Here is a 12,301-nt window from a genome sequence, read left to right on the forward strand (position 1 = left end):
CACCTTCCCTTAAAAAGGGAAGGAATATTAGAATTGTGTTAACTTCAATGGAGCTCTCAACTGCGCTCGACTTACAATTTACTTTTAGCAATCCTTTACCATAAGCTGCTAAAAAAATCCCAAACTACCTAAAAAACAATATGCTGCGATACGCATTGCTTAACTTAAAGAAAAAATTAAATTATGAGCAAAGAACAAAATAAAGCAGCACAAGAAAAATTTGGAGAAGCAATAACATCAGGAAAACTCGAACTCATCCGTGATGTAGTTTCTGAAGACGTTGTAGAGCACGATCCTGCCCCTAATCAAGGACCTGGACCACAAGGTTATATTGATTTTTTTAGTATGATACGCACCGCATTTCCAGATTTTGATGTAGAAGTTGAAGAAATGGTGACAGATGAAGATCATGTGAGTTTTGCCTACACTGCAAGCGGAACGCATAAAGGAGATTTTATGGGCATCGCTCCTACCGGAAAAAAAGCCAGCTGGCGCGGCATGCAAATCGGTCGTTTTGAAAATGGTAAAATGGTAGAGCGCTGGGGAAGTTCAGATGAATTGGGTATCCTTAAGCAATTAGGCGTAGAAGCAACGGCCTAATTTTATTTTTCAGGAAGCAGAAATTGTGCTAACATCGCATTAAATGATTATGCACGATGAATAACCTGCTTTCCTATATAAAAAAACAAACCAATCTTCCTGAAGCTGGTATCAACAATACGATACAATTGCTTCAGGAAGATTGTACTATACCTTTTATTTCGCGTTATCGCAAAGAACGCACTGGTAATCTGGATGAAGTTCAGATTGGCGATATTGTAAAATATAAAGAACAATTTGAAACGCTTGAAAAGCGAAAAACTACTATTCTAAAAGCGCTTGAAGAACAAGACGTTTTAACCCCAGATTTACAAACACAGATCAAAAGCACACAAGATTCTACTACGCTGGAAGATCTGTACCTGCCTTACAAGAAAAAACGCAAGACCAAAGCTGAAACTGCCCGCAAAAACGGACTAGAACCGCTGGCAAAAATTATCATGGCGCAAAACGCGACCAATCTAGATCAAACCGCACAAAAATATATAACCAAAGAAGTAACTTCTACAGAAGAAGCACTTGAAGGTGCCAGACACATTATTGCAGAATGGATTAATGAGCGCACTGATATTCGTAATCAATTAAGGAATCAATTAGAAAGTCACGCAATATTGACCACAAAGGTCATAAAATCGGCTGAAAAGGATGAAAAATCGCAAAAATACCGTGATTATTTCGATTGGAATGAGGCATTAAATCGGTGCCCTTCTCACCGATTTCTCGCAATTTCGCGTGCAGAGCAAGAAGGTTTTATACGCGTAAAAGTGGACATTGATGACGAAAAAGCGCTTAAAAACATCGAAAATCGGGTAATTAAGTCAAATAACGCTTGCGCGGAACAGATACAACTAGCGATTGCAGATGCGTATAAACGCCTGCTTTTCCCCACTCTCTCTAACGAAATATTAAACACTGCAAAAGAAAAAGCAGACACCGAAGCAATTGAAGTTTTCGCTAAAAATTTAAAACAACTTTTATTAGGTTCTCCACTTGGTGAAAAGCGTATTCTCGCTATCGACCCTGGTTTTCGTACAGGCTGTAAAGTTGTTTGCCTGGATGAGCAGGGAGGTTTAAAACATAACGAAACCATCTATCCGCACCCGCCAAAAAGTGATACCAGAGGCGCGAGTAAAAAAATAAGTTTTTTGGTTAATGCTTATAAAATTGACGCAATTGCAATAGGTAACGGCACAGCATCGCGAGAAACTGAACGCTTTATTCGTAAAATGCCATTTCAAAAAGACATGCAGGTTTTTGTGGTGAGCGAGGCCGGGGCTTCCATTTATTCGGCATCTAAGATCGCGCGTGATGAATTTCCTAATTATGATGTGACCGTTCGCGGTGCGGTTTCCATTGGTCGCCGTTTGCAGGATCCGCTGGCAGAACTGGTTAAGATCGATGCAAAATCAATTGGCGTGGGTCAATATCAGCACGATGTAGATCAAACCAAATTAAAAAATGAACTTGACCGCGTGGTGGAAACCTGTGTAAACGCGGTAGGCGTAAATATCAATACGGCCAGTGTCCCTTTGCTAAGTTACGTTTCGGGAATTGGCCCAAAACTTGCCGAAAATATTGTTGCCAGAAGAGATGAAAAAGGTGCTTTTTCTTCGCGAAAGGAAATTCTGAATGTTCCCCGTTTGGGCGGAAAAGCTTTTGAACAGGCAGCAGGATTCCTACGCATAAAAGATGCTGAAAATCCGCTGGATGATTCGGCTGTGCATCCTGAAAGTTACGCTGTGGTCGAGAAAATGGCAAAAGATGAGCGAAAATCGGTTTCAGAATTAATAGGTAATAAATCAGTTTTACAAGAAATCGATCTCAAAAAATATCAAACTGAAACTATTGGTTTGCTTACGCTAAAAGATATCATCAACGAACTAGAAAAACCCGGACTAGACGTTAGAGCAGAAGCTAAAGTTTTTACATTTAATCAAAACATCAAGACGATCAATGATCTGGAAATCGGTCAATTATTGCCCGGAATCGTCAATAATGTAACCAATTTTGGCGCTTTTGTAGATGTAGGAATTAAAGAAAGTGGACTTATCCATATTTCAAATCTCGCAGATGGTTATGTTTCAGATGTGAGCGCGCATATTAGTTTGCATGAGCAGGTTGTAGTAAAAGTGCTTGAAGTTGACATTCCGCGAAAGCGTATTCAGTTGAAATTGGTGAAACTTAATGAATAGTGCCGCGTCAATCTGAACATGTTTCAGCATCGTATAATCATATAATTGACCTGCAAGGTTTAGGAGACCTGCAAGGTTTCAAAAACCTTGTAGGTCTTACACTCAGCATAAACCTACAAGGAACCAGCCAAGCGGGGATACCTTGCAGGTTATTTTGAAATTGAGCAGTCAAAATCAACGCTTCTCGATACAAATTTAAACTTCGCTATCGCTGCTTTAAATTCACCCGAAGCGGCAAGAAAGAACTGTCAGTTCGAGTGAAATCTAAAATTTTTTCATTTTAGAAATTGTATCGAGAACGATTAATAAATATACCGTGTTAAAAATCGCATATCACCCCATTTACAAACACCCTTTGCCAGAAGGTCATCGTTTCCCGATGATAAAATATGAGTTGTTGCCCAAACAGCTTTTGCATGAAGGCACCTGCACAAAAGCCAATTTCTACCAACCTGATTTACCAGATGAAAATCATATTCTCGCGGTGCACACAAAAGAATATGTAACAAATTTAAAAGCACTTAATCTTGACCGAAGAGTAGCCAGAAAAATAGGATTTCCACTTTCTGAAGAATTGGTACGACGTGAGCAAATTATCGCGCAGGGAACGATTTTAGGTTGTGAATATGCCCTACAAAACGGAATAGCTTTTAATATCGCCGGCGGAACACATCACGCCTACAGCGATCATGGCGAAGCATTTTGTTTATTAAACGATCAGGCGATTGGTGCACGTTATTTGCAAAATGCTTCGACAGGCTCAGCAAGACAAATAGGAAAAATCCTTATTGTAGATCTGGATGTGCATCAGGGAAACGGTACTGCGGAAATCTTTCAGAATGATGATTCGGTTTTTACTTTTTCTATGCATGGCGCAGGTAATTACCCATTTAAAAAGGAAGTTTCAGATCTGGATATTGCGGTACCTGATGGTAGCGGTGATGCAGTTTATCTTGATCTTTTAAAAGAAGCGCTTCCCCAGCTAATTAAGAATGTGAAACCTGATTTTATCTTTTACCTCAGCGGCGTTGATATTTTAGAAACCGACAAATTGGGCCGACTAAGTTGTACGGTTGAAGGATGCAAAGCGCGAGATCGATTTGCCCTGCAAACGTTTCGCGAAAGCGGAATCCCCGTACAGGTAAGTATGGGAGGTGGCTATTCTCCTGAGATTAAGATTATCATTGAGGCTCACACAAATACATATAGATTAGCTCAGGAAATATATTTTTAAAATCGGCCATTTTACCCTAAAAATCGCCTTTTGAGACAAAATTTTAGCAAAAATATAACTACACCATTCACAAAATCAATCGATTATCCGTTTCAAAATAGATAACTTTAATGCTCTAAGAAATCAAAAAAATTGAATTATGAAAATTAAAGTTGCTGTGATTTATTACAGCGCAACAGGAACAAATTATGAAATGGCAAAACGAGCTAAGAAAGCGGCAGAAGATGCCGGTGATCATGACGTTAAGCTTTTAAAATTTAAAGAAACAGCACCGCAGGAAGCTATTAACTCACGTGATGACTGGAAGGAGCACGTAGAAGCGACAAAAGATATCCCAGAAGTTAGTCTGGACGACCTGGAGTGGGCAGACGCTATTATATTTAGCATACCAACTCGATATGGCAACTTACCCTCACAGGTACAAAGTTTTATTGATATGACCGGTGGTCTCTGGTTTAACGGCAAGCTGGCTAATAAAGTGGTTAGCGGTATGACCAGCGCTCAAAATCCGCACGGCGGGCAGGAAACCACACTTATGTCACTCTATAAAACAATGATTCACTGGGGAGCAATTTTAGCACCTCCGGGATACACAGATGAAGTGGTTTTTGAGTCTGGCGGTAACCCTTATGGCGTTAGTGTAAAAGGTGGCAAAGAAAATGTAAATGAAGCTATAAGAACATCGATAACGCACCAGACTAATCGCACGATACAAGTAGCGCAATGGGTAAAAGCGGGTTTGGCAAGCTGAAATATGAGGTCATCCCATAATTAAAACCCAGAATCTCTCTGGAAGAATTAAAGAAAACGGTTCAGTAATTATTCTGAACCGTTTTTTTATTGCTACTATCAACCTCTAAAATATCACAATGATTTGATGCTTAGTTTATTAAATGTTTATATTTATATCAATCAAACTTTTAAACATTCATCAATCATGAGAAAATCAATAATTCTATTTAGTCTTTCCTTATTCATGTTGCAGCTGGTTTCTGCGCAGGATTTTCAGTTTAAAGCTGAAGATATTAATATTCCATACGAGCAGTTTAAATTGCCTAATGGTTTAAAATTGCTGGTTTATGAAGATCATAAAGCCCCTATCGTTGCTGTCAACGTTTGGTATCACGTGGGCTCTAAAAACGAAAAAGAAGGGAAAAGCGGTTTTGCCCATCTTTTTGAGCATCTTATGTTCAACGGAAGCGAGAATTACAACAAAGACTACTTTCAGGCACTTGAGAGTATAGGCGGTACAGATCTTAACGGTACAACGAATAGCGACCGGACCAATTACTTTCAAAATGTACCCGTTTCTGCACTTGATCAGGTTCTTTTTTTAGAGTCAGATCGCATGGGGCATCTGCTGGGTGTACTAGATCAAGAACGTCTTGATGAGCAGCGTGGTGTAGTACAAAACGAAAAAAGACAGGGAGAAAACCAGCCTTACGGTAAACAGTGGGATTTGTTGGCAAAAGCTATGTATCCTAAAGGTCATCCTTATTCCTGGACGGTAATTGGCGAGATGGAAGATCTGGATGCCGCATCTCTTGATGATGTGAAAGAATGGTTTACTTCTTATTACGGCGCTGCTAATGCCGTAATTGCCATTGCCGGTGATATAAAACCACAGGAAGCTTACGATAAGGTTTTGGCTTACTTTGGTGATATTCCTGCAGGTCCTACCATTGCGAGACAAGAGATAAATATCCCAATTCTTGAGCAAGATAAATACCAGGTTTATCAGGACAGAGTTTCAGACCCTCGTATTCTCTTTGCCTGGAATACGCCGCAATTTGGTGATAAAGAAGATATCTATTTCGATCTTATAGCTGCATTATTATCTAACGGGAAGAATTCAAGACTTTATAAAAAATTGGTTTATGAAGACCAGATCGCTACTTCTGTAAGCGCTTATCAGGCTTCAAGCGAAATAAGCAGCAATTTTATCGCTTCCGCGGATGTAAAACCGGGCGGAAATATCGCTGAAGTACGCGAAAAACTCGATTCTGAGATCAAAAATCTAATCGAAAACGGCCCCACGGAAGAAGAACTGAAACGTGTAAAGGCAGATTATTTTGCAAATTTTATAAAAGGAATGGAACGCATAGGCGGTTTTGGCGGAGTTTCAGATATTCTCGCTTCTAACGAAACCTATTTTGGTGATGCAGATTATTATAAAACTGTATTAGAATATGCACAAAATGCCACAGTAGATGATATTAAAGCGACGGCTCAAAAATGGTTAACTAAAGGCAAGTTTATTTTAGAATGTAATCCGTTCCCGGAATATACTGTTACTAAAAGTACGATAGACAGAAGCAAATTACCAGAGCTGGAACCTACAAAAACATCTAAATTCCCCACACTACAACGAGACGTTTTAGCTAACGGATTAAACATTGTTCTTGCTAAACGCACCGGTGTGCCTACAATTGTTATGGAACTGATGACAGATGCCGGTTACAAGACTGATATTCAATCGCAACCCGGTCTTGCTTCGCTCGCTATGAACTTACTTGATGAAGGCACAGAAGATATGTCTGCACTTGAGATCAATGAGAAACTACAATTGTTGGGAGCAAATCTGTATTCTTATTCAGATCAGGATAATTCAAGTGTTTACATGAGCACATTAAAGCCAACTCTGGAAAAAAGTGTTGATCTCTTTGCCGATGTTATTTTGAATCCGGCTTTTCCTCAGAAGGAATTTGACCGTTTAAAAGAAGAACAGATCAATGATATTAAATATGAAAAGTCTGTCCCCGTCGCTATGGCTTTGCGCGTAATGAACAAATACTTGTACGGTGAAGGTCATCCTTATAGCAATCCTTATACAGGCACCGGTTATACAGAAACTGTAGAAAAAATAAATCTTGACGATGTCAAAAAATTCTATAGCACCTGGTTAAAACCCAATAATTCAACCCTCGTTGTTACAGGAGATATTGAAATGAGCGAACTTAAATCTATGCTTTCAAAATCTCTGGGAAAATGGAAAAAAGGTGACGTGCCTACAATTGCTTTTACGCAGCCAAAGCCTACTTCAAAAAATACACTATATCTTCTCAACAGACCAGAGTCAGAACAATCTGTAATAATCGCGGGTAACCTAACAGGTAAATATGGAGATGTATCTGAAGTTGCTCTGGAGCAAATGATGAGTATTCTTGGCGGTGATTTTACCTCCCGAATAAATATGAATTTACGCGAAGACAAACATTGGTCCTACGGAGCCAGAAGTATGGTTCTCGATTCTAAAGCAGAACGTCCTTTTTTGCTTTATGCACCTGTACAAACAGATAAAACGGCAGAATCTGTAACCGAATTGAGAAAAGAGATCTCAGAGTTTATTTCGACCAGACCAGCAACTCAGGAAGAGCTCGATAAGGTAAAAACCAATCAGGTTTTAAAATTACCCGGCCAGTGGGAAACTAATAGTTCGGTGAATAATTCGGTTACTAATATTGTAAAATATAATCTGCCAGATAATTATTACCAGAGGTATGATGCCGAAGTACGCAACCTCTCTCTCGCAGATCTGCAAAAAGTGAGTAAAGAAGTTGTAAACCCGGAAACTGTGAATTGGTTTATGGTAGGTGATCGGGCAAAAATAGCTGCCAATCTTGATAAATTGGGTTTTGATTCTATTATTGAAATTGATGCCGATGGTAAACCCATAAAAACACAAGAAATCACAGATCTAAATACAGCAATTAAAAATTAAATTACTCCAGATTGTAAAAAAATAGCCAGATCAATGTTATCTGGCTATTTCATGCCAAAAACTAACTAAAAACCAATGCGCACATTTGGCGTGTTGATGCGTACATCTGTTCTAATTGTGCTTCTTGGTGCCGGTTTGTAATAGCTTCGGTTATTAGAATAGTAGTAAAATGAAGCTTCGCTATAATAATGCTCGCTGTGATGGCAATGATGATCACAATGTTTCTTATGTTCTTTATAGGCGTCTCTTTTGCCTCTCATGTAAGCTTTATAAGCAACTTCATCTTCTTTCTTTAAATTCTCTTCATACTTATGTTGCTCTTTCCAGAATGCTTCTTCCTCTGCCTCAGATTCTGCTTTATATGATCTTTCAAAAGCAGCATCCTGTTTGGCGCGCTGCTCATAATAAGCCATTTTTTTGTCATCGCCTGATTCTTGGGCATAGCTTTCGCATAAGGGAATTATTGCAAATAACCCACATAAAAGCATCAGCTTAAAAGATTGATTTTTCATACTAGCGTTTGGTTTTGTTGTTCACTAATAAGACAACTCAGTACAACTCTTCCCTACTACATTCATTTTATTTTAACGATAACGTTGTAGTTTTTGTGCTAATTAACTATATTTATGATAAATAGCCATATATGAAGATTGAATTATGCCCTAATTGCAGTTCAAATCGCTTTATAAAAAGTGGCATAGTCAGTCAAAGGCAACGCTATAAATGCAAATCCTGCGGATATTACTTTACCGTTAACAAGTTGGGGAAACGCATACAAGACTATTACGTTAACAAAGCCTTACAGCTGTACCTTGAAGGACTTTCTTATAGGGAGATAGAACGTCTTCTGGGCATATCTCATGTAAGCATATTGAATTGGGTGAAAAAATATAACGTTAAGCGTCCTTATCATACCGAATATCATCCCACCTATAGGATTTTAAATCATAGTGAACTAGTAATTTATTTTGAAAAAACTGAAAACCTTAAGGGGGCCGGAGTAGTGGTAACAGAACTTGGAGATAAGTTTATGCTTATAAAATGGGAACGTTTTAGAGAATAACCATATCAAATGAACAGATAACTATATTAGTTTTTATTTAACTCCTGTATTTTAGGAACTTAGTTAAGCACACAAACCAGTTTTTAACTAAAAACCTTCCTGAGATCATGAGAAAACAAATGTTATTTCTATTAGGAGTAAGTATGGTCGCTTTACAGTACACCTATGCGCAAAGCTCTCCCGATTACTCAGGGGGGTTAAAAGTTAACTTCAATGAAGAGGGCAGTAAATATCTGCGTCTGATCTCCTGGGCGCAGGTGCAGGCTTCCTATTCTGATGATGTACCTGAGGACATGAGCAAACTCAACTTTAATTTAAGAAGAGCACGCATACTCATGTTTGCGCAGATCAATAAAAAGTTCATGATTCTTACTCATTTTGGGCTTAATAGTTTAAACAGTTCTACGATGAGTCCTACGGGAACGGGAGACGGCTCCCAGCTATTTTTTCACGGGGTGTGGGCCCAGTATAATGTAGCTACAGATCACGTCATAGGAGGGGGCTTACATTATTTCAACGGGATATCTAGACTAAACAACCAGAGCACCTTAAATATGCTTACGCTGGACAACAACAGACAATCTTGGTCTACCATTGGTCTCAGTGATCAATTTGCACGGCATTTAGGAATTTTCGCAAAAGGGAAATTTGGGAAATTGCAATACCGTGTCTCTGTTAATGATGCTATTACCACCTCTCTTGACATCCGTGATCCTGCCACAGGAGGACCGGCTGTTTATGGTGGCAGAAGGGTTTTAGGATCTAAAGATGCCGGAAAGGCATATGCAGGTTATTTTGAATTTAATTTTTTAGATCAGGAATCTAATTTCTTACCCTATAAAGTGGGGACATATCTGGGAGCAAAAAAAATATTTAACATAGGTGCCGGGTTCTTTCTGCACCCCAATGGTGCTGTAAGGGCTAATACCAATGGCACACTATTGGGAGAAGATGTAAGCCTCTTTGCTGTTGATGCTTTTTATGAATCACCACTGGCAGATAACGGCAGTGCCATAACCGCCTATGCCACCTACCAGTCTAATGATTACGGCGACAACTATCTCTTTAGCGCGTATGGGACAGGGGGCATGTTCTTGGCGCAAGCTGGATATGTTATTCCGGGTACCATTACCCAGGCACGATTTCAGCCATACATTGCTTTTGCCTCTAATAGCTATGACGCGGTAGATGACAACCGCAACATCTTTAAACTGGGCATAAACGGTTATTTAAGCGGAAACAATTCTAAACTTACGCTGGAATACGAGAATCAAAAATTTGGAGATACAAAGACTGGAGTACTTACCCTACAGGCAATGATCTATTTATAATCACTAGCTAATTAAAACTAACTAACATGACAGAAAAGCAAAAACATGCAGTCGCTTACTGGAAAGAAAACCTCAAATACCTGGTTATCTTATTAAGCATCTGGTTTATAGTTTCCTATGGTTGCGGGATCTTATTTAAAGATGCCCTCAATGAAATACGTTTGGGCGGATTTAAACTGGGATTTTGGTTTGCACAACAAGGATCTATTTATGTGTTTGTCATACTCATATTTGTTTATGTAAGACTGATGAACAAACTGGATAAAAAATACGGATACAACGAGTAATCTACATCACTAACCAAAAACTAATTATTATGAGCGTTCAAGTTTGGACATGGATTTTAGTGGGGATTACCTTCTCCCTTTATTTTGGCATTGCAATTTGGGCTCGGGCCGGCTCAACTAAAGAATTTTATGTAGCGGGCGGTGGTGTTTCTCCCCTCGCTAATGGTATGGCCACCGCTGCAGACTGGATGAGTGCTGCTTCTTTTATTTCTATGGCAGGTATTATATCTTTTGCAGGATATGATGGTTCTGTATACCTCATGGGCTGGACAGGCGGTTATGTGCTGCTGGCACTTTTGCTGGCTCCTTATCTGCGCAAATTTGGAAAATTTACTGTTCCCGATTTTATAGGAGATCGATATTATTCTAATACAGCCCGTACAGTTGCTGTTTTCTGCGCCCTTATCGTATCCTTCACGTATGTTGCCGGTCAAATGCGGGGAGTAGGCATTGTATTTTCTCAATTTCTTCAGGTAGAAATAACCTGGGGGGTAGTTATTGGTATGGCCGTAGTGCTCGTTTTTGCATTCTTAGGTGGTATGAAAGGGATTACCTATACCCAAGTAGCTCAGTATTGCGTCCTCATTTTTGCATTTATGGTTCCCGCTATTTTTATATCTATGCAAATGACCGGTAATCCTATCCCACAAATAGGGATGGGAGGTCGCGTAGAAGACGGGACTTATCTACTGGAAAAACTGGATAACCTGCATACTGAGCTAGGTTTTAAAGAATATACCAGTGGTACAAAATCAACGTGGGATGTTTTTGCTATAACACTGGCTTTAATGGCCGGTACTGCCGGGCTGCCTCATGTTATCGTACGCTTTTTTACTGTTCCCAAAGTTAAAGATGCCCGTAAATCTGCAGGCCTTGCCTTATTGTTTATAGCCATTCTTTACACCACCGCTCCTGCCGTAGCTGTTTTTGCCAGAACCAATCTAATTGAAACTGTACGTGACCGGGAATACGCATCTATCCCAGAATGGTTTAAAAACTGGGAGAATACCGGGCTTATCGCCTGGACTGATAAAAATGGGGACGGAAAAATACAATATGTAGAAGGAAATTCTCTTGATGGAAAACCCATTTTTACTAATGAGCGGGGAGCTTATGGTGAACGTATGATAACTAATGCCAATTCAAATCCCAATGAATTGTACGTAGATCGTGATATCATGGTACTGGCAAATCCGGAAATTGCGCGGTTACCGGCATGGGTGATAGGTCTGGTTGCAGCCGGTGGTTTAGCTGCTGCACTATCTACCGCTGCAGGTTTGCTTCTAGTCATATCTACGTCTATCTCACGTGATCTTATTAAAAAACAGATTAAACCAAATATTTCTGATAAAGGGGAATTATGGGCTGCCCGTATAAGCATATTCTTTGCCGTACTTATAGCAGGTCTCTTTGGTATTTATCCTCCGGGTTTTGTCGCAGCTGTAGTAGCACTGGCTTTTGGGCTGGCAGCCGCCTCATTTTTCCCTGCTATTATTCTGGGTATTTTTGACAAAAGAATGAATAAAGAAGGGGCTATTTCAGGTATGGTTGTAGGCATATTACTCATGTTGTTTTATATGGTACGCTATAAAACAGGCCTCATAGGTGTTATGGAACCCAGACCGGCAAGCGAGTGGTGGTTTGGCACTTCCCCAGAAGGTTTTGGTACTGTAGCCATGCTGGTTAATGTGATTATCTCTTTAGTCGTTTCCAGAATGACGCCGCCCCCACCAGAAAATGTACAGGATATCGTTGAGCATATACGCATACCCAGTGGGGCTAAAGAAGCTCATGACCATTAAAATTTAGTTAGTTTCTAAAGGAAGCGGTGTTGCGCCAGTTGTAACACCGTTTTCTTATATTGAGATAACAT

The 12,301-nt window shown here is 39.6% G+C and carries 10 protein-coding genes; 9 read left to right on the forward strand and 1 reads right to left on the reverse strand.

The window, feature by feature from the left end; all coding sequences use genetic code 11:
• The first annotated feature begins 183 nt into the window (after positions 1 to 183).
• The 5 genes from ACH3O9_RS06045 (at position 184) to ACH3O9_RS06065 (ending at position 7,747) form a co-directional block, all read left to right on the forward strand.
• Entirely contained in the window at positions 184 to 600 is a 417-nt protein-coding gene (locus ACH3O9_RS06045; protein ID WP_416445293.1) for an ester cyclase, read from the forward strand.
• A 56-nt stretch (positions 601 to 656) separates the two neighbouring features.
• The gene (locus ACH3O9_RS06050; protein ID WP_416445295.1) at positions 657 to 2,792 is read left to right on the forward strand and encodes a Tex family protein; all 2,136 of its coding nucleotides are present in this window, start codon (positions 657 to 659) and stop codon (positions 2,790 to 2,792) included.
• Between the two features lie 316 nt (positions 2,793 to 3,108).
• Positions 3,109 to 4,026 carry a histone deacetylase gene (locus ACH3O9_RS06055; RefSeq protein ID WP_416445297.1) on the forward strand — a complete coding sequence of 306 codons (918 nt, stop codon included), beginning with the start codon at positions 3,109 to 3,111 and terminating at the stop codon, positions 4,024 to 4,026.
• Between the two features lie 139 nt (positions 4,027 to 4,165).
• On the forward strand, positions 4,166 to 4,777 hold the full coding sequence (locus tag ACH3O9_RS06060; RefSeq protein WP_416445299.1) for an NAD(P)H-dependent oxidoreductase: 612 nt from the start codon (positions 4,166 to 4,168) through the stop codon (positions 4,775 to 4,777).
• Positions 4,778 to 4,963: 186 nt separating this feature from the next.
• On the forward strand, positions 4,964 to 7,747 hold the full coding sequence (locus ACH3O9_RS06065) for a M16 family metallopeptidase (RefSeq protein WP_416445301.1): 2,784 nt from the start codon (positions 4,964 to 4,966) through the stop codon (positions 7,745 to 7,747).
• Positions 7,748 to 7,812: 65 nt separating this feature from the next.
• On the opposite strand, the gene ACH3O9_RS06070 is transcribed toward ACH3O9_RS06065, so the two are convergent.
• The gene (locus ACH3O9_RS06070) at positions 7,813 to 8,259 is read right to left on the reverse strand and encodes a hypothetical protein (protein WP_416445303.1); all 447 of its coding nucleotides are present in this window, start codon (positions 8,257 to 8,259) and stop codon (positions 7,813 to 7,815) included.
• A gap of 131 nt (positions 8,260 to 8,390) precedes the next feature.
• Between ACH3O9_RS06070 and ACH3O9_RS06075 the strand changes: the two genes are divergently transcribed.
• The 4 genes from ACH3O9_RS06075 to ACH3O9_RS06090 all read left to right on the forward strand — a co-directional run bounded on the left by ACH3O9_RS06075 (position 8,391) and on the right by ACH3O9_RS06090 (position 12,230).
• Positions 8,391 to 8,810 (forward strand): transposase-like zinc-binding domain-containing protein, encoded by a 420-nt coding sequence (locus ACH3O9_RS06075; RefSeq protein WP_416445305.1) that lies wholly within the window; start codon positions 8,391 to 8,393, stop codon positions 8,808 to 8,810.
• 107 nt (positions 8,811 to 8,917) lie between these two features.
• Positions 8,918 to 10,141, forward strand: a complete 1,224-nt coding sequence (locus ACH3O9_RS06080) for a hypothetical protein (RefSeq protein WP_416445307.1) — start codon at positions 8,918 to 8,920, stop codon at positions 10,139 to 10,141.
• A 26-nt stretch (positions 10,142 to 10,167) separates the two neighbouring features.
• On the forward strand, positions 10,168 to 10,428 hold the full coding sequence (locus ACH3O9_RS06085) for a DUF4212 domain-containing protein (RefSeq protein WP_416445309.1): 261 nt from the start codon (positions 10,168 to 10,170) through the stop codon (positions 10,426 to 10,428).
• Positions 10,429 to 10,457: 29 nt separating this feature from the next.
• Complete coding sequence (locus ACH3O9_RS06090) at positions 10,458 to 12,230, forward strand: sodium:solute symporter family protein (protein WP_416445311.1); 1,773 nt, start codon at positions 10,458 to 10,460, stop codon at positions 12,228 to 12,230.
• Positions 12,231 to 12,301 lie beyond the last annotated feature (71 nt).

It is taken from the genome of Leeuwenhoekiella sp. A16, assembly GCF_047946675.1.
In the GTDB taxonomy this organism is placed as follows: domain Bacteria; phylum Bacteroidota; class Bacteroidia; order Flavobacteriales; family Flavobacteriaceae; genus Leeuwenhoekiella.